Origin of the sequence: Corynebacterium pelargi (assembly GCF_014635485.1) — a bacterium.
GTDB classification, from domain to species: Bacteria; Actinomycetota; Actinomycetes; order Mycobacteriales; family Mycobacteriaceae; genus Corynebacterium; species Corynebacterium pelargi.
Map to the genome: position 1 here is coordinate 521,321 of NZ_BMCX01000001.1, position 18,413 is coordinate 539,733.

The window sequence follows — 18,413 nt, forward strand, 5'->3', positions numbered from 1 at the left end:
CCGGGCCTTGTGTGGGGTTAGTTGAAGGAGTCACCACAAGCGCAGGAGCTACCGGCGTTGGGGTTATCGATGGTAAAGCCCTGGGATTCGATGGTGTCGGCAAAGTCGATCTTTGCGCCGGTGAGATAAGGAACGGACATCTTATCCACCACGAGGCGAACGCCGCCTACGATGTCTTCTTTGTCGCCGTCGAGCTCACGGTCGTCGAAGTAAAGCTGGTAGCGCAGTCCAGCGCAGCCACCGGGCTGCACGGCGATGCGCAGGGAAAGATCATCGCGGCCTTCCTGGCCTAGCAATGCCTTTGCCTTGGCGGCAGCAGCCTCGGTGAGAATGACGCCGGTATTGGTGTTGGCAGTGGTCATCAGTGCTCGTTCTCCTCGATGTTCGTACAAAAGTTTTTCTCGCTCCGTGCAACGCTCATACTTTAGAACGAGTTGCGGTAGCGGTTGTAGCCTACGCTACATTTGCGAAAAGACGCTAGGGCAACCATTCAAGCCCATCGCGCCAAGCCGTGGCGTGCAGGGTTTGGCACCCACCGGATACAACCCCCGGCAGTGCGGTGCTATTCCCGAAAAACTTTCGCGGGCTTGTACCCTAGTGAGCGTGAATCAATCGCAGGATAATACTGAGAATCTTCCCAAGGGCTATACCCCTAAGAAAGGTCGGCCGACCCCGAAGCGCAAGGAAGCCGAGCAGCACGCCGGCAACTTTGAGGCTCGTTTTGCTCCGCAGCAATCGTGGAGTGAGTCTCGAAAGGAGAAAAAAGAGCTCAAGGCTTCCATGTCTTCCGAGGAGTGGAAGGAATATAAAGCTAAGCAAAAGGAGCAACGCAAGCAGCGCCAGCGTGAGGCTCAAGCCGGTATGGATCGCGGCGAGGAGCAGTACCTGCTTGATCGCGACCGCGGCCCCGAGAAGCGTTTCTTGCGAGATTTTGTCGATTCCAGGCGCTATGCCAGCAACTTTGTCATGCCGGTAGCCCTTTTGCTGCTGGTGGTGCTCTTTGTTGGGCAGTGGGCTCCGACCTTCGCCAGCATCGCCTCGATGGCAGCGATGCTTATGATGCTGGCCTTTTTGGTCGAAGGCATCGTGTTGGGTCGCGCCGCCTCCAGAGCCACTCGTGAGAAGTTCCCTGACACCAAGCTTCGTGGTTCTTCCATGGGCTTTTATGCCTATTCGCGCGCTACTCAGCCGCGTCGTTGGCGTACCCCGAAGCCGCGCGTAGAGCTCGGCCAGAAGGTGGTTTAACGGGGTGCGCACGCTTGTGCTCGGCGGTGCCAGGTCCGGAAAATCCGGCATCGCTGAATCCCTTGTTGGCGATGGCGATTGTGTATATGTGGCTACCGCTCGGCCTTTTGACCAGGCCTTTGATGCAGATTTCCAAGCCCGCATCGCCCGCCACGTCGAACGCCGCCCGAGTCATTGGCGCACCGAGGACAAGACTGATCTTTGTGAGTGCCTAAGCCAGCATGCTTCAGGCACGATGCTTGTCGACGATCTCGCGACCTGGTTGACCGCCCGTATTGATGCAGCACAAGGCTGGGATGATCCCCGAGCGCTCTTGGCGGGCCTGGAGCAGGAATTAGTCCAGGCGCTTGATGCTGCCACGGGTGATGTCATTATCGTCAGCGCAGAAGTGGGCATGAGCATCGTGCCCGAGCATCCCTCGGCCCGGGCGTTTCGCGATTGTTTAGGCACCTTGAACCAGGCGGTAGCCGAGGTGTGCGAGGAAGTTCTGCTTGTGGTGGCCGGCCAGAAGCTAAAGTTGAAACCTGCATAACAAAGCTCGCTGAAGCGACGTGCGTTATGTGGGATCACCGCGCCTATTACTGAGGACTTAAAGCTGAGATGCAACCTTCGGACTTTTTCCCAAAAATCCAAGAGCCAAGCGCCGAGCATGAGCGCGCGGCCCGTGAGTTCCAATTGGAGTTGACCAAACCCACTGGCTCCCTCGCGCGCTTAGAAGATCTTGGAGTGTGGCTTTCTGCTTGCCAAGGACAAGTGCCTCCGGCGAAGATCCAACGCCCTCGCCTGGTCGTTTTTGCCGGCGATCACGGCATTGCCACCAAAAATGTTTCCCCCTACCCCATCGAGGTGTCCATCCAGATGGCGGAGAATATCCGCCGCGGTGGCGCGGGGGTCAATGTGATTGCCAATCAATCTGGCACCGGTGTGCGCGTCGCCGATATTTCGCTCAACCACGATGTCTTCGGAGATGAGCGAGTTTCCAAATCCTGCGGCTCGATTGATCGCGAAGACGCCATGAGCGAAGAAGAGCTCGTTCGGGCTATCGAAATTGGTAAGCGCATCGCTGATGAGGAAGTCGATGCAGGAGCCGATCTCTTGATGGCCGGTGACCTCGGTATTGGCAATACCACCCCATCGGCAGTCATCATCGGCCTGCTCACCCGCCAAGAGCCCGTGGTGGTCACCGGCCGTGGCTCTGGCGTTGATGATGAAGGCTGGATGCGCAAAGTTGCGGCCGTGCGCGACGCGATGTTCCGCGCCCGCACTTTCCGCCACGCCCCTTTGGATTTGGCCCGCAGCGTGACCTCTCCGGAGCTCGTGGCAATGGCAGCTTTCTTGGCGCAGGCTGCAGTCCGTCGCACTCCTGTCATCCTTGATGGCGTGGTGGTCACTGCAGCGGCTTTGCTTGCAGAGCAATTCGCCCCCGGCGCGCGCCGCTGGTGGCAAGCAGGCCATCAATCGGCTGAACCTGCCCATAGCTTCGCGCTGAACTATCTCGGCCTTGAGCCTTTCGTGCGCTTGGGTTTGCGCCTCGGCGAGGGTTCAGGTGCGGCAGCGGCGGTGCCTTTTGTGCACATGGCCACCGCGATTATGAACGATATGGCCACGTTTGAATCTGCCCAGGTTTCCGGGCGCGATGCGGTTCCCCCGGAACGCAGCATCTAAACGTATGTCCGACAAAGTCGATTTCGTTGAAGGCTCCCACGGCCCTGCCATCGTAGAAGGGCCGCTGACCGCACTGAGCTGGTTAAGCATCCTGCCCATTCGGGGCGCCACTGCTTTTGATCGCATCACAGGAGCCAGGGTGATTACCTCTGTGCCCTTCGTGGGCATGGTCTATGGCGTCATCGCGGCACTCGTGGCTGGGGTGGGTATTGCCCTTGAAGCCTCCCCTTTATTGGTTGGGGTGTTGGCCGTCACGGCGATGGAATTATTCGGCCGTTTTATGCATTTAGACGGCCTTGGCGATGTCGCTGATGCGCTCGGCAGTTATGGCTCTCCGGCGAAAGCTCGCGAGGTGCTTGCCGATCCACACATCGGCCTCATTGGCGCCGCTTCGGGCTTGTTGTCGCTGCTGGCGCAAACAGCGGCCATCGGAACCCTTGCCAGCACCTCGTGGGATATCCCCCTGCGTTTAGCAGCAATCGCGGCAGGGCCTGCCATCGGGCGCCTTGGGGTGCTCTTTGTGTGCCACAAGAGTTGCAAACCCATGAAGCCCACTGGGTTTGCAGCGCAAATCATCGGCACTATTCCCACCTCACGCTTGCTGTTGTGGATCACTAGCTATGCGGTGGTGTGTGTTGCTACCTTGCCGTTTGCCCCAGCGTTTGGGCTTGCCTGCCTGCTTGCCTTGGCGGTGAGCTGCGCTAGCGCCTTCGTCCTGAGCAGGCACTGCCATCGCCGCTTTGAAGGCCTCAACGGCGATTGCTGTGGTTTTGTTATTCACCTGTGCACCACCATTGCCCTGGTAGTCCTTGCCCTGAGCTACTAGAGGCAAAAGATAACGCCCGACACCACCGTGTGTGCCGGGCGCTTTTCTTATGGTTTTTTAGACCAGGGTGTGCATCCAGTTGTGCGTATCTTCTACGCTGCCGCGCTGGATGCCGGTGAGCACCTCGCGAAGCTGCATGGTGATCTTGCCCGCTTTGCCGTGTGCTACCTCAAATTCGCCCGCTGTGGACTTCACAAAACCAACTGGGGTCACCACCGCGGCGGTACCGCAGGCAAATGCCTCGCTCATTTCGCCGTTTTGGGCGGTCTCGCGCCACTGATCGGTGGATACGAGGCGTTCTTCGGTGGTGTAGCCGCAGTCGCGAGCTACCTGCAGGAGGGAATCACGGGTCACACCTGGCAGCAGGGAACCGGAGAGTCGAGGAGTAACCACATGGGCATCCTCGCCTTCGCCGAAGACAAAGAAGAGGTTCATGCCGCCCATTTCTTCGATGTACTTGTGCTCAATGGCATCCAGCCACACCACTTGATCGCAGCCCTTTTCTGCTGCTTGGGCTTGGGCGGCCAGGGAGGCTGCGTAGTTTCCGGCGAACTTCGCGGCACCGGTACCTCCGGGGCAGGCGCGGGTGTAGTCCTCGGAAAGCCACACCGACACGGGCTGAATTCCACCGGAGAAATATGCACCTGCGGGTGAGGCAATCACCGCGTAGGTGTAGGTAGCTGAGGGGTGCACGCCCAGGGTGGTTTCGGTGGCGATCATAAAGGGGCGCAGGTAGAGCGCTTCTTCTCCCCCGGCTTTGGGCACCCACTGCTGATCAATGTCAACCAACTGCCGCAGCGATTCAATAAAGAGATCTTCAGGCAGTTCGGGCATAGCCATGCGCTCAGCGGAGCGTTGCATGCGGCGTGCATTCATCTCTGGCCTGAAGGTTTTGATGTGGCCGTCTTCGTGGCGGTAGGCCTTAATTCCTTCGAAAATTGCTTGGCCATAGTGCAGCACGGAGCTGGCGGGGTCGATGCTGAATGGCTCGTAGGGGCGCACTTGGGCGTTGTGCCAGCCTTCTTCGGCATTCCAGTCGATGGTGACCATGTGGTCGGTGAAGTAGTTGCCAAATCCCGGGGCCTCGAGGATTTCAGCGAGGCGCTCCGGGGAGGTGGGGTTTTCAGTTCTATGAATGCTAAATGAAAGTTCGCTCATAGTATTTCAACCTACACCGCCACAAGAATCGTGGCGGTTGATTAGGCTCTGTTGGGTGTGCTGCAACTACCCCTAGCGGCCACCACGTAACGTCGACAAGCAAAGGTGCATTTTTCGTGAGTATTTCCACTAACCTCCCAGCCACCGGTAGCCGGAGTAATGCTGAGCTGCTTTCTTCGCTACCTCAGGGCAGCAACGCCATTGTGGTGCCACTGTTTTCGGCAGAAGATTCCATCGAACTTGCAGTGTCGGAGCTTTTCGACGCCCCAACCTCGCGCAGCTTGCTCACCACTTTCGAGGCTCTGGGCGCCAAGGGCAGCGAGGGTGAATTGCTGCGAGTTCCCGCGCCAGAAAACGTCGATGCTGATTTCCTGCTGGGCGTTGGTTTAGGTGAGGCCGAAGAACTTAGCGATGAATCCCTGCGTCGTGCCTGCGGTGCTGCTGCTCGTTCACTCGCCGGGGTTCGTCATGCTGTGGTGACGCTCGGTGCCTTCGGTATGCAGGCTGCCGTTGAGGGATTCCTGCTCGGTGCGTACCACTTCAGTGGCGTTCGCTCGAAGGAATCGGGCAAGGCCCCGGTGGAGCTGTTGAGCTTCCTTGGCGATGAAGACGAGCGGGAAGTATTCGAGCAAGCCCTCATCACCTCCGAATCGGTGATGCTGGCCCGCGACTTGGTGAACACGCCTTCTTCCTCGCTCTACCCCGAAACCTATGCCGATGAGCTCGTCTCCTACGCCGAGGCCTTCGACCTTGAGGTCGAGGTGTTGGATTTTGAGCAGCTCAAAGAAGAAGGCTTCGGCGGCATCGTGGCCGTCGGCGGTGGATCCGCACGCAAGCCTCGCCTGGTTCGTCTGCGTTGGTCGCCCGAAAACCCCAAGCACCGTGTAGCGCTGGTGGGCAAGGGCATCACCTTCGATACCGGCGGAATTTCCATCAAGCCGGGCGCCAATATGGACGACATGATCTCCGATATGGGCGGTTCCGCGGCCGTGGTGGGCACCATCATTGCTGCTGCTCGCCTGGGTATCGACATTGAGGTCACCGCCACCATTCCTCTGGCAGAAAATATGCCTGGCGGCTCGGCGTATCGTCCCGGCGATGTCATCCGCCACTATGGTGGCTTAACCTCCGAGATTCTCAACACCGACGCCGAAGGCCGTTTGGTGCTTGCCGATGCCATCGCACGCGCATGCGAAGACGAGCCCGAATACCTCATGGAGGTGGCAACGCTCACCGGCGCGCAGCTCGTGGCCCTAGGCGATCGCACAGCCGGCGTGATGGGTTCTGATGGATTCTGCGACTTCATGGCCGATACCGGCAATGACGTCGGCGAACAGGCCTGGGCTATGCCCATGCCCGAAGAACTCGGCGAGGCCATCAAGTCCCCGGTGGCTGATCTGCAAAACATCTCCCGCGACCGCAAGGGCGGCATGATGGTGGCTGCTTGGTACTTGAGCCACTTCGTCAGCGAGGGAGTGCAATGGGTGCACTTCGATATCGCAGGCCCTGGCTACTCCAGCAGCGCCCACGGCTACACCCCCAAGCGTGGTACCGGCGTTCCAGTCCGCACCTTTATCGCAGCCCTTCAGACGCTGGCGAATTCCCATCAGGACTAGGGGGGCTCGTGGCATCCTCGCCGGCATTGTTCCTGGCAGGCAGCAGACAATGATGCCGGCGACGCCAAAGCGCGAGCCTCAACCGTGGTGACGGCTCACGCGCCCATTGGCCAAGGTCACATTCGTGGCCAAAACACGGTACTGTCTGAAGGTATATACGTTCATTTTTGCAAACTTTCGAGGAGTCTAAACACATGGCGCACTCCGTAGAGATGCCTGAGCTTGGCGAATCCGTCACTGAAGGCACCATCACCCAGTGGCTGAAGTCCGTCGGCGACACCGTCGAGGTAGACGAGCCTTTACTTGAGGTATCCACCGACAAAGTCGATACCGAGGTTCCCTCCCCCGTAGCCGGCACCATCTTAGAAATCCGCGCCGAAGAAGACGACACGGTCGATGTCGGCGACGTGATCGCCGTGATCGGTGATGCCGATGAAGCTTCCGAGGATCAGGATTCCAAGGAGGAAGAGTCTCAGGAAAGCAGCGCTGAAGAAGCTTCCGAGGAAACCTCTGAGGACAAAGAAGAGGCAAAGCTTGCCGCTAAGTCCTCTGGCAAGGGCACCGATGTGGCTATGCCTGAGCTTGGCGAGTCCGTCACCGAAGGCACCATCACCCAGTGGCTGAAGTCCGTCGGCGACACCGTCGAGGTAGACGAGGCACTGCTTGAGGTATCCACCGACAAGGTTGATACCGAGGTTCCTTCCCCCGTAGCCGGCACCATCTTGGAAATCCTGGCCGAAGAAGACGACACCGTTGATGTTGGCGAGGTTATCGTGCGCATCGGTGACGCCGATGCAGCAGGCTCCGATGACTCGGATGACTCGGATGACGTTGCCGAAGAAGACCGCGATGTTCCTTCCGAAGAGGCTATTCAAGAAGCCGAGAACAAGGAAGACAACGACACGGTGGAAGAAGCAGAGTCGTCCAACTCCTCGGATTCCAGCGAGGAGGCCAGCGGTGAAGCCACCGATGTGGTGATGCCGGAACTCGGCGAATCTGTCACCGAAGGCACCATCACCCAGTGGCTGAAGTCCGTCGGCGACACCGTCGAGGTAGACGAGGCACTGCTTGAGGTATCCACCGACAAGGTTGATACCGAGGTTCCTTCCCCCGTAGCCGGCACCATCTTGGAGATCCTCGCCGAAGAAGACGAGACGGTAGACGTCGGCGACGTCATCGTGCGCGTTGGCGACCCAAGCGCTGCCAAGTCCGAGGAAAAGAGCGAGAAGAAGCAGGATTCCAAGGACGAAGAAAAGGCCGAAGAGCCTAAGGAAGAGCCCAAGAAGGAAGAAGCCAAGCCTGAAAAGAAGGCTGAGGAGCCCAAGAAGGAAGCTCCGAAGTCTGAGAAGAAGGCCGAAGAGTCCAAGAAGGAAAGCGCTACTTCCGGCAAGGTTCCTTATGTGACCCCGCTGGTACGCAAGCTCGCCGAAAAGCACGACGTGGATCTCAACTCCGTTGAGGGCACCGGCATTGGTGGTCGCATCCGCAAGCAGGACGTGCTGGCCGCTGCCGAGGGTTCGAAGTCGCAGCAGGATGCTCCTGCCGAGCAAAGCAAGGAAGCACCGAAGGGCGAGCGCGCCAACTGGTCTACCAAGTCGGTGGATCCTGAGAAGGCAGAGCTGATCGGCACCACGCAGAAGGTCTCGCGCATCCGTGAGATCACCGCCAAGAAGATGGTGGAAGCGCTGCAGATTTCCGCACAGCTCACCCACCTCCAGGAAGTCGACGTGACCAAGGTGGCCGAGCTGCGCAAGACCGCAAAGCCTGCCTTCAAGGAAAAGTACGGCGTAAACCTCACCTACCTGCCCTTCTTTGTCAAGGCAACGGTTGAGGCTTTGGTCAGCCACCCCAACGTCAATGCTTCCTACGATGCTGAGTCGAAGGAAATGACCTACCACGCTGACGTGAACGTGGCTATCGCCGTGGACACTCCTCGCGGTTTGCTCACTCCGGTGATTCACAAGGCACAGGAAAAGACCCTGCCCGAGTTGGCTCAGGCCATCGTTGAGCTTGCCGATAAGGCTCGCAACAACAAGCTCAAGCCACAGGACCTCTCCGGCGCTACCTTCACCATCACCAACATCGGCTCTGAAGGCGCACTGTCTGATACCCCGATCCTCGTGCCTCCGCAGGCCGGCATCCTGGGTACCGCCGCTATTCAGAAGCGCCCGGTGGTTGTGACTGAGCACGGCGTGGACGCTATTGCCATTCGCCAGATGTGCTACCTGCCCTTCTCCTACGATCACCAGATCGTCGATGGTGCAGACGCTGGTCGCTTCACCGCCACCATCAAGGATCGTCTGGAAACGGGCGACTTCGAGTCCGACCTCGATCTCTAAGCGATTCACCACTACACCCCACCACCCCCGCTCCAAGCGGGCAGGTCGTGGGGTGTTTGTGTTTTATTCACCTTCGATGGCCATCAACTGGTGAACCAATACACCCGAACTTACCTATAATGACGGGGGTCACTACATATCTTGGAGTGAGAAGAAGGTAGGTTCATGGGTTCACCCACACACTATTCGCCCTACGTAGCCCGGCACATCGGCCCCACTGCCGATGATCGCAGTGAATTGCTGCAGCGCCTGGGCTTCGATTCTTTTGAGGCCCTCATTGAGGCCGCTGTGCCAAAAGATATCCACAGCGAAGCACTCGATCTGCCGGAGCCTTTAAGTGAAGACGAAGCACTTGCGCGCTTGCGCGGCTATGCCGATCAAAACATTGCGCTGAAGCCCTTTTATGGCCAGGGTTTCTACGAGACCTCCACTCCCCCGGTGATTCGTCGCAATGTCCTTGAATCACCAGCCTGGTACACCGCCTACACCCCGTATCAGCCGGAAATCTCCCAGGGACGCCTTGAGGCTTTGCTGCACTTCCAGAACATGGTCAGCGAACTCACGTGCCTTCCTGTTGCCGGTGCCTCGCTTCTCGACGAAGCTTCCGCCGCAGCGGAAGCCGTGGCACTCATGGCCCGCGTGAGCCGCAAGGGCAGGCGCATCATCTTTGATCAGCGCCTGCACCCGCAGGTGTTGGCCGTGGCCACAGAGCGCGCACGCACCTTGGCCTTGGAAGTTGAAATCACCGACATCACCGAGGGGCTCGTGGGCGAAGATCTGGTGGGCATGATCCTTGCCTACCCCGGCACCGAGGGCGACCTCAGCGATATCCGTCGCGCCATCGAAGATATTCATTCCCGCGGCGCCCTAGCGGCAGTAGCCTGCGATCTTTTGGCGCTGCAATTGCTTGAAGCTCCTGGCACGCTCGGTGCCGATATCGCCTTTGGTTCTTCTCAACGCTTTGGTGTGCCGCTCTTCTTCGGCGGCCCACACGCCGCCTTTATGGCCGTTACCTCCAAGCTCACCCGCCAGCTTCCCGGTCGCGTGGTCGGTATTGCTCGCGATGCCGACGGCAATCCTGCGTTGCGTCTTGCCTTGCAAACGCGCGAGCAACATATTCGCCGCGAAAAAGCCACAAGCAATATCTGCACCGCACAGGCGCTGTTAGCTGTTACTGCCACCATGTACGCCATTTGGCATGGTGCTGATGGCCTGCGCCAGATTGCACAGCGTGTGCACGCTCGTGCCTGCGATTTTGCCGCAAGCGTTCAGGATTCCTTTGAGCTTGCCCACCAGCACTTCTTTGACACGGTGACGGTGCTCGCCCCCGGCAAGGCAGAAGCGATTGTCCAAGGCGCTGAGGAACGCGGCTACCTGCTGCGCGCCATCGGCGCCGACAAAGTAAGCGTGAGCTTCGGTGAATCGGCAAGCCAGGCCGATGTGGAGGCGCTGGCGGAAGTCTTTGGCGTGCAGGCTCGCGAGGCTGAAGGCTCGGCGATCCCCCAAAGCCTTGAGCGCAGCAACCCCACCTTGAAGCATCCGGTGTTTTCTTCGATCCACTCGGAAACCCAGATGCTTCGCTACTTGCGCAAGCTTTCGGATCGCGACTTGGCTCTCGACCGCAGCATGATCCCCTTGGGTTCTTGCACCATGAAGCTCAACCCCACCGCTGGTCTGGAGCCGATTTCTTGGCCTAACTTTGCCAATATTCACCCCTACGCACCGGATCGTCACACCGCCGGCTGGCGCGCGTTGATTGAAGAGCTCCAAGGCTGGCTGGAACGCATTACCGGCTATGCCAAGGTCTCGGTGCAGCCGAACGCTGGCTCCCAAGGTGAGCTCGCAGGCCTATTGGCCATTCGCCGCTATCACGTGGCCCGCGGCGAGGGACAGCGCGATGTGGTGCTGATTCCGCGCTCGGCTCATGGCACCAATGCAGCCTCGGCAAAGCTTGCCAATCTCGACGTGGTGGTGGTGGAAAATGATGGCCGCGAAGGCTCCATCGATATGGCTGACCTTGAGGCCAAGATCGATAAGGTTGGCGATCGCCTCGCCGGCATCATGATCACCTACCCCTCCACTCACGGCGTCTTCGAGGCGAGTGTGCGCGAGGTATGCGCCAAGATCCACGAGCACGGTGGGCAGGTCTATATCGATGGCGCAAACATGAATGCGCTCACCGGTATTGCCCAACCGGGTGAATTCGGTGGCGACGTGTCGCACCTGAACCTGCACAAGACCTTCACCATCCCTCATGGCGGTGGCGGCCCAGGTGTTGGCCCGGTCTGTGTAGCCGAGCACCTGGCTCCGTATCTGCCCAGTGATCCTTTGGGCACCGATCCCACGCAACCTGCACCAGGTGACGCGGGCGTACCGATTGCCTCGGCTCGCTATGGCTCCGCCGGCGTATTGCCCATTTCTTGGGCATATATCGCGATGATGGGTGCCAAGGGCTTGCGCCAGGCTACGGCCACGGCCATTTTGAACGCCAACTACATTGCCGCTGAGCTCAAAGAGGACTTCCCGGTGCTCTACACAGGCCCGGGCGGCTTGGTGGCCCATGAGTGCATTCTCGATTTGCGTCCGCTCAGTGATGCCACTGGCGTGAGCGCCGCGGATGTGGCCAAGCGCCTGATCGACTTTGGCTTCCACGCCCCGACGCTCTCCTTCCCGGTGGCTGGCACCTTGATGGTAGAGCCCACGGAGTCTGAGGATGTAGCCGAGCTCGATCGCTTTATTCAAGCGATGCGGGCAATTCGGGCAGAGATTGCTGAGATTGAACAAGGCACCACCGCCTACGAGGAATCCATGCTGCATCATGCGCCCTTTAATGCGCAGGTGGCCTGTGCTGATCAGTGGCCATATGCCTTTGGGCGCGAAGAAGCTGTGTACCCAGTTGAGTCTTTGCGCGAAGCCAAGTATTTCCCGCCCGTTCGCCGCCTCGACGAGGCCTATGGCGATCGCAATTTCTGCTGCACCGGTTAAGGAGCAATGTTTATGAGCAAGCTTTTGCACTCTCCCCTGCACGCTGTGCACGAATCTCTAGGCGCAAGCTTTACCCCCTTCGGCGCCTGGAACATGCCGCTGAAATACGGTTCCGAGCTTGGCGAACACCGCGCGGTGCGCACAAGCTGTGGGATGTTCGACCTCTCGCACATGGGCGAGGTGAAAGTCACCGGCCCCGATGCTGCGGCGTTGTTGGATTATGCGCTGGTATCCAAGCTCTCTGCCATTGCCGTGGGCAAAGCCAAGTACTCCATGATGGTCAATGAGCAAGGTGGCGTGATCGACGATCTGATCACCTACCGCCTGGGCGAACAGGAATTCCTCGTGGTGCCCAATGCCGGTAATACCGAGGCGGTTGTGGCCGCTTTGCAGGAACGCGCCGAAGGCTTTGAAGTAGAGCTTGTCGACGCATCGCGCGACACCGCTTTGATTGCTGTGCAAGGCCCGAAGGCTGAGGCAGTAATTGAGGCATTGGTTGATCCCGAGGATGCAACCACCGTGCAGGAATTGAAATACTATGCCGCCACCTGGATGGTGGTGGCCGGACACCGCGTGCTGCTCGCACGTACCGGCTACACCGGCGAGGATGGTTTCGAGCTGTATATCCCCTGTGCAGAGGCCGAGGATCTTTGGAAGGCCATCGCTGAGATCGGCCAAGACTTCGACCTCGTACCCTGTGGCCTTGCCGCACGAGATTCGCTCAGGCTAGAAGCAGGCATGCCGCTATACGGCAATGAGCTCAGTGTGGAGCGCACCCCTGCAGATGCTGGCCTCGGGGTTTTGGTGAGCAAGAAAAAAGAAGGCGATTTCGTGGGCAAGCAGGCCTTGCTCAATGCTGAGGAATCCGAGCGTGTGCTTGTGGGCTTAAGCTCCACGCAGCGTCGCGCCGCCCGGCAGGGTGCCGAGCTTTATGCAGGCGAGCAGGTTGTTGGTGAGGTCACCTCCGGTCAGCCTTCACCCACCTTGGGTCATCCCATCGCACTGGCCTACGTGGACCGTGAGTACACCGCCGAGGGCACCGAGCTTGAGGCCGATGTTCGCGGAAAAAGGTTGCCATTTGTAGTTCAAACGCTGCCTTTTTATCGACGCGAACAATAAGCTTGGTTCCAACGTCGAAAAGCTAACACCCTAGGAAAGGAACACCCCATGTCGAACTTGCCTGAAGATTTCTCCTACTCCGAAGACCACGAGTGGATCAATGCCACCGCCGAAGATGCCGTGGGCGCAACCGTGCGCGTCGGCATCACCTCCGTTGCCGCCGATCGCTTGGGCGAGGTCGTATTCGCGGAGCTTCCTGAAGTAGGCGACCAAGTAGAGGCCGGAGAAACCTGCGGTGAGGTGGAATCCACCAAATCTGTATCCGATCTCTACTCCCCTGTCACCGGCACCGTCACCGCGGTCAATGACGCAGTCCACGATGATTATGCGGTAGTCAATAACGATCCCTTCGGCGAGGGCTGGCTCTTCGAAGTCGAGGTCGAATCCACCGGCGAACTCATGGACGCTGCAACCTATGCCGAGGCCAATGGCGTGAATTAATCACCCAAGCCACCCAACACCGCACCTTCAAGCTTTTCAAGGTGCGGTGTTGTTGTTTTGAGGCGCCCACGGTGCCTGTGTGCAAGAGGAGTACCCTAGATGCCCATGAGCGCACCTCGCGATCCATTTTTTCCAGCCCACCAGTCCATTCGCGCCTCCAGCGAGCCTATCGACGTGCGCATGCTTGGCACCGTCGATTATCAGCAGGCATGGGATCTACAAACCGAGCTTGCAGCCGAACGTGCCCAAGACAGCATCGGCGATACCCTCCTCGTGCTCGAACACCCCAATGTCTACACCGCTGGGAAAAGAACCCAGCCGGAGGATCGCCCTCGTAATGGGTTGCCGGTGATCGACGTTAACCGCGGTGGCCGAATCACCTGGCATGGCGAAGGCCAATTGGTGATGTACCCGATTATCCGTCTAGCCGAGCCGGTCGATGTGGTTGATTATGTGCGCCGCCTTGAAGAGGCACTGATTCAAAGCGTGCGCCAGGCGGGCATCACCACCGCCGGGCGCATCGACGGACGTTCAGGGGTGTGGGTGCCAGGCACCAACGGCCAACAGCACCGCAAGGTCGCAGCCCTAGGCATTCGAATCACCCGAGGGGTGACCATGCACGGGCTGGCCTTGAACTGCAATAACACCCTGGAGTACTACGAGCACATCGTCCCTTGTGGCATCGACGATGCAGGGGTGACCACCATGAGTGCCGAGCTTGGCCGCGATATCACCACCGAATCGATGACGGCTCCGCTCATTCGGGAAATTACCCGGGCGCTTGCTGGCGAATTGCAGGTGGCCAATCATAGTTTTGATCAAGCACCTGATCCCACCAAGGGCATAAAGCGCAGGTAATAGCGCTGTGGGCACGTTTTGCTCACAACGAGTAGGGTACGTGGGGTGACTACAGCACCTGAAGGACGCAGACTGTTAAGAGTTGAGGCTCGCAACTCGCAGACCCCAATTGAGAGCAAGCCTCGCTGGATTCGCACCGCCGTGAAAACGGGCCCTGAGTATCAGGACATGAAAAAGAAGGTGTCTGGCGCAAGCTTGCACACCGTGTGCCAGGAAGCTGGCTGCCCGAATATCCACGAATGTTGGGAATCACGCGAAGCCACCTTCCTCATTGGTGGTGCGAATTGTTCACGCCGTTGCGACTTCTGCCAGATCAACTCGGCAAAACCAGAACCACTGGATCGCGACGAGCCACGAAGGGTGGCGGAGTCTGTGCGCGAAATGCAGCTCAACTACTCCACCATTACCGGCGTGACCCGCGATGACCTCGAAGACGAAGGCGCATGGCTTTATGCCGAGGTGGTGCGCCAGATTCACCAGCTCAACCCCCATACCGGTGTTGAGAACCTGGTTCCGGATTTCTCTGGCAAACCCGATCTGCTGCAGGAAGTCTTTGAGGCTCGCCCCGAGGTCTTCGCCCATAACCTTGAGACGGTGCCGCGCATCTTCAAGCGAATCCGTCCGGCGTTTCGATATGAGCGCTCGCTCGACGTGATCCGCCAGGCACGCGACTTTGGCCTTGTCACCAAGTCCAATCTCATCTTGGGCATGGGTGAAACCGAAGAAGAAATTCGTGAGGCTCTCGATGATCTTCACGATGCTGGCTGCGACATCATTACCATCACCCAGTACCTTCGCCCAGGCCCGCTCTACCACCCGATTGATCGTTGGGTAAAGCCCGAGGAGTTTATCGAGCACGCCGATTATGCTCGTGAAATCGGCTTCGGCGCAGTGATGTCTGGACCGTTGGTTCGATCCTCCTACCGTGCAGGCAAGCTCTATGCCCAGGCGCTTGAATCCCGTGGTGAAGCGTTGCCGAGCCATCTGAGCCACTTGGCAGAAACCGCTCAGGGCAGCACCGCACAGGAGGCATCGACGCTGCTGCAGAAGTACGGTAAATCTGAAGACACTCCGGTGGTGTCTTCTCGCACCAATTCCTAAGCATCCAAGGTGAGCTTGTAAGGTTATTGAACATGGCAGACCCGAATAAACAGGACATCAAGGCCGCAAAGAAGGCCCAGAAGCGCGCGAAGCGTGAGCAGCGCAAGAATACGCGGAAGCAGATCTGGCAGGCATTCCAGATGCAGCGCAAGCAGGATAAGGCGCTGGTGCCGATCATGCTCGCAGCATTCTTGGGCATGGGCTTAGTCTTTTTCCTGCTCGGCTCCCTCTGGGGTGGCCAGTGGTTCATGTTGATCGTGGGCCTCGCCTTCGGTGCCGCACTGGCCATGTGGCTGTTTAGCCGCCGTCTGCAAAATAGCGTCTACGATCGCGCCGATGGCCAAGCTGGTGCAGCCGGCTGGGCGTTGGAGAATCTTCGCTCCGGCATGGGCATTGCCTGGCGCACCAAGACCGGTGTTGCCATGACCCGCCAGATGGACGTGCTGCACCGCGTGGTTGGCGTATCGGGCGTGGTACTGGTTGGCGAAGGCAACCGCAGCCACCTGAATAACCTCATTGCGCAGCAGAAGCGTCGCATTGAAAAGCTCGTGCCTGGCGTGCCCGTCGAGGTGGTCATGGTGGGCAATGAAGGCGATGCGGTGCCGCTGAAGAACTTGCAGCGCCACCTGATGAAGATGCCCAAGCGCTACAAGAAGAATGAGGTCTACCAGATCGCTGGTCGCCTAGAGGCCATGGATGCGGTGAATTCCGGCCAGGCGCTGCCTAAAGGCCCCATCCCCGGCGGTGGCAAGATGTCGGGCATGAACCGTGCTGCACGTCGTGCCGCTGAGCGCAATAAGCGCGGCTAGCAACACGCTGAAAGAACACTCCCGCCTCGATACGAGGCGGGAGTTTTTGTCGTCTTTGCGATGGGGACAGCGAGGTTGCGGGCCTAACCCATCACCACGGAGGTGCCGGTTGCACGGTCGTGGATGCCGCGGCCGTCGGCGTCGACAAGCACTGCGGGGAAGATGAAGAGGGTGAAAAAGGTTCGGGCGAATGCGCGGAGGAAATTGACTCGGGCATCGGCGTCGATGCGGGCTACCCCCATGCCGAGGATGGCTTGGCCGGGGGTTCGGGCGAATAGCCAGACGGAGATCACACCGAGAAGGAGGTAGATCATGGGGGTAACTGTGGCGACACCCCCGAGGGAGCTCGTGATGGCTACCACACCATTGGCGATTGCGAGGCAGATGAACCAGTCGATAAACACCCCGCCGGTACGCCGCATCACTGAAGCAAGCGAGCCTGGGCCTTTTGCAGGTAAACCGAGGTGCTCACCAGGCCAGCGAGCGGTGTTGTCGGTGTCGAATTGTGAGGGGATCTGCGGCCCGTCAAGCCAACTTCTTTTCGGCTGTCGAGGTGTTTGATCCGTTTCGTCTTTGGGGGTATTTCGCCGGCTATTCATAGAGTTTCACCTTAGCTTCTTGCCTGAAATTCGGGGGTAAGGCACTCGGAATGGGCGAATTTTAGTCAGTCGATAGAAAATTGGGTTAGACTCTTTCCTGAACCCCATTTGGGGCAAGCACAACGCAACCTACCCCGGCGCAAGCCCGCGGCTTTTAGGAGACATCGTGGCATTTCAATCCGCTGACGACGTACTGAAGTTCATCAAGGACGAAGAAGTCGAGTTCATCGACATCCGTTTCACCGACGTTCCCGGCATCGAGCAGCACTTCTCGATCCCGGCGAGCATCCTCGACGAAGACGCAATCGAAGAAGGCCTCGCATTCGACGGCTCCTCCGTTCGCGGCTTTACCACCATTGACGAGTCCGACATGAACCTCCTGCCGGACCTCGCAACCGCGAAGATTGACCCCTTCCGGAAATCGAAGACGCTGAACATGAAGTTCTTCGTCCACGATCCCTTCACCCGCGAGCCCTTCTCCCGCGACCCGCGCAACGTGGCTCGCAAGGCAGAGGAATATCTTGCATCCACCGGGATCGCCGACACCTGCTTCTTCGGCGCCGAGGCGGAGTTCTACCTCTTTGACAAGGTTCGCTACGCCACCGACGCTCACACCGGCTTCTACGAAGTAGATTCCTCCGAAGGTTGGTGGAACCGCGGTAAGGAAACCCAACTCGATGGCACCCCCAACCTGGGCTACAAGACCCGCCTGAAGGGCGGCTACTTCCCGGTGCCCCCATACGACCAGACCCTTGAGCTTCGCGACGAAATGACGAAGAACCTCATGCAGTGTGGTTACGAGATCGAGCGTTTCCACCACGAGGTGGGCACCGGTGGCCAGCAGGAAATTAACTACAAGTTCAACACCCTGCTGCACGCTGCCGACGATCTGCAGTCCTTCAAGTACATCGTTAAGAACACTGCAGCACAGCACGGCAAGACCGTCACCTTCATGCCCAAGCCCCTGGCAGGCGACAACGGCTCCGGTATGCACGCCCACCAGTCGCTGTGGAAGGACGGCAAGCCGCTGTTCCACGACGAGTCCGGTTACGCAGGCCTTTCCGATATCGCCCGCTACTACATCGGCGGTATCCTCCACCACGCAGGCGCTGTGCTGGCGTTTACCAACCCGACCCTGAACTCCTACCACCGCCTGGTGCCCGGCTTCGAGGCTCCGATCAACCTGGTGTACTCGCAGCGCAACCGTTCTGCCGCTGTGCGCATCCCGATCACCGGCTCGAACCCCAAGGCAAAGCGTATCGAGTTCCGTGCACCGGACCCATCGGGCAACCCCTACTTCGGTTTCGCTGCCATGATGCTGGCAGGTCTCGACGGCATCAAGAACCGCATCGAGCCGCACGCACCGGTGGATAAGGACCTCTACGAGCTTCCTCCGGAGGAAGCAGCTTCCATCCCGCAGGCACCGACCTCGCTTGAGGCATCGCTGAAGGCTCTGGAAGAAGACCACGAGTTCCTCACCGACAACGACGTCTTCACCGAGGACTTGATCGACACCTACATCAAGCTGAAGTACGACAACGAGATCACCCCCGTTCGTCTGCGCCCCACCCCGCAGGAGTTCGAGCTGTACTTCGACTGCTAAAAAGCAGCAACGCATAAAGGCGGCAAGCATCTGCTTGCCGCCTTGTTGT

The 18,413-nt window shown here is 58.9% G+C and carries 16 protein-coding genes; 13 read left to right on the forward strand and 3 right to left on the reverse strand.

Annotated features, from left to right (window positions below; all coding sequences use genetic code 11):
• Window positions 1-17: 17 nt before the first annotated feature.
• Window positions 18-362 (reverse strand): HesB/IscA family protein, encoded by a 345-nt coding sequence (locus tag IEU99_RS02335; RefSeq protein ID WP_128889507.1) that lies wholly within the window; start codon window positions 360-362, stop codon window positions 18-20.
• A 241-nt stretch (window positions 363-603) separates the two neighbouring features.
• Between IEU99_RS02335 and IEU99_RS02340 the strand changes: the two genes are divergently transcribed.
• From IEU99_RS02340 to IEU99_RS02355, 4 genes are all read left to right on the forward strand, one after another.
• Window positions 604-1,245, forward strand: coding sequence for a DUF3043 domain-containing protein (locus IEU99_RS02340; RefSeq protein ID WP_229718341.1), 642 nt, complete (start codon window positions 604-606; stop codon window positions 1,243-1,245).
• Window positions 1,246-1,249: 4 nt separating this feature from the next.
• Window positions 1,250-1,777 (forward strand): bifunctional adenosylcobinamide kinase/adenosylcobinamide-phosphate guanylyltransferase, encoded by a 528-nt coding sequence (locus IEU99_RS02345; RefSeq protein ID WP_128889505.1) that lies wholly within the window; start codon window positions 1,250-1,252, stop codon window positions 1,775-1,777.
• 68 nt (window positions 1,778-1,845) lie between these two features.
• Window positions 1,846-2,910: a nicotinate-nucleotide--dimethylbenzimidazole phosphoribosyltransferase gene (cobT, locus tag IEU99_RS02350; protein WP_128889504.1), complete on the forward strand. Its 1,065-nt coding sequence runs from the start codon at window positions 1,846-1,848 to the stop codon at window positions 2,908-2,910.
• A gap of 4 nt (window positions 2,911-2,914) precedes the next feature.
• Window positions 2,915-3,736, forward strand: coding sequence for an adenosylcobinamide-GDP ribazoletransferase (locus IEU99_RS02355; RefSeq protein ID WP_128889503.1), 822 nt, complete (start codon window positions 2,915-2,917; stop codon window positions 3,734-3,736).
• Window positions 3,737-3,793: 57 nt separating this feature from the next.
• On the opposite strand, the gene IEU99_RS02360 is transcribed toward IEU99_RS02355, so the two are convergent.
• The gene (locus tag IEU99_RS02360; protein WP_128889502.1) at window positions 3,794-4,894 is read right to left on the reverse strand and encodes a branched-chain amino acid aminotransferase; all 1,101 of its coding nucleotides are present in this window, start codon (window positions 4,892-4,894) and stop codon (window positions 3,794-3,796) included.
• Between the two features lie 116 nt (window positions 4,895-5,010).
• Here IEU99_RS02360 and IEU99_RS02365 point away from each other — a divergent pair, with 116 nt between their 5' ends.
• The 8 genes from IEU99_RS02365 to IEU99_RS02400 all read left to right on the forward strand — a co-directional run bounded on the left by IEU99_RS02365 (window position 5,011) and on the right by IEU99_RS02400 (window position 16,162).
• Window positions 5,011-6,510: a leucyl aminopeptidase gene (locus IEU99_RS02365; RefSeq protein ID WP_128889501.1), complete on the forward strand. Its 1,500-nt coding sequence runs from the start codon at window positions 5,011-5,013 to the stop codon at window positions 6,508-6,510.
• Between the two features lie 194 nt (window positions 6,511-6,704).
• Window positions 6,705-8,849: a 2-oxoglutarate dehydrogenase, E2 component, dihydrolipoamide succinyltransferase gene (gene sucB / locus IEU99_RS02370; RefSeq protein ID WP_188358273.1), complete on the forward strand. Its 2,145-nt coding sequence runs from the start codon at window positions 6,705-6,707 to the stop codon at window positions 8,847-8,849.
• A gap of 165 nt (window positions 8,850-9,014) precedes the next feature.
• Window positions 9,015-11,834, forward strand: a complete 2,820-nt coding sequence (gene gcvP, locus IEU99_RS02375) for an aminomethyl-transferring glycine dehydrogenase (RefSeq protein WP_128889499.1) — start codon at window positions 9,015-9,017, stop codon at window positions 11,832-11,834.
• A gap of 12 nt (window positions 11,835-11,846) precedes the next feature.
• Window positions 11,847-12,953: a glycine cleavage system aminomethyltransferase GcvT gene (gcvT, locus tag IEU99_RS02380; RefSeq protein ID WP_128889498.1), complete on the forward strand. Its 1,107-nt coding sequence runs from the start codon at window positions 11,847-11,849 to the stop codon at window positions 12,951-12,953.
• A gap of 48 nt (window positions 12,954-13,001) precedes the next feature.
• Complete coding sequence (gcvH, locus tag IEU99_RS02385) at window positions 13,002-13,394, forward strand: glycine cleavage system protein GcvH (RefSeq protein ID WP_128889497.1); 393 nt, start codon at window positions 13,002-13,004, stop codon at window positions 13,392-13,394.
• Between the two features lie 105 nt (window positions 13,395-13,499).
• Window positions 13,500-14,252 carry a lipoyl(octanoyl) transferase LipB gene (lipB, locus tag IEU99_RS02390; protein WP_128889496.1) on the forward strand — a complete coding sequence of 251 codons (753 nt, stop codon included), beginning with the start codon at window positions 13,500-13,502 and terminating at the stop codon, window positions 14,250-14,252.
• Window positions 14,253-14,297: 45 nt separating this feature from the next.
• Window positions 14,298-15,353 carry a lipoyl synthase gene (lipA, locus tag IEU99_RS02395; protein WP_128889495.1) on the forward strand — a complete coding sequence of 352 codons (1,056 nt, stop codon included), beginning with the start codon at window positions 14,298-14,300 and terminating at the stop codon, window positions 15,351-15,353.
• A 32-nt stretch (window positions 15,354-15,385) separates the two neighbouring features.
• A complete protein-coding gene (locus IEU99_RS02400) occupies window positions 15,386-16,162 on the forward strand; it encodes a DUF4191 domain-containing protein (protein WP_123959871.1) in 777 nt (258 codons plus the stop codon).
• Window positions 16,163-16,245: 83 nt separating this feature from the next.
• Here IEU99_RS02400 and IEU99_RS02405 read toward each other — a convergent pair whose 3' ends face one another.
• Window positions 16,246-16,761: an RDD family protein gene (locus tag IEU99_RS02405; protein ID WP_128889494.1), complete on the reverse strand. Its 516-nt coding sequence runs from the start codon at window positions 16,759-16,761 to the stop codon at window positions 16,246-16,248.
• Between the two features lie 166 nt (window positions 16,762-16,927).
• Here IEU99_RS02405 and glnA point away from each other — a divergent pair, with 166 nt between their 5' ends.
• Complete coding sequence (gene glnA, locus IEU99_RS02410; protein ID WP_128889493.1) at window positions 16,928-18,364, forward strand: type I glutamate--ammonia ligase; 1,437 nt, start codon at window positions 16,928-16,930, stop codon at window positions 18,362-18,364.
• Window positions 18,365-18,413: the final 49 nt, after the last annotated feature.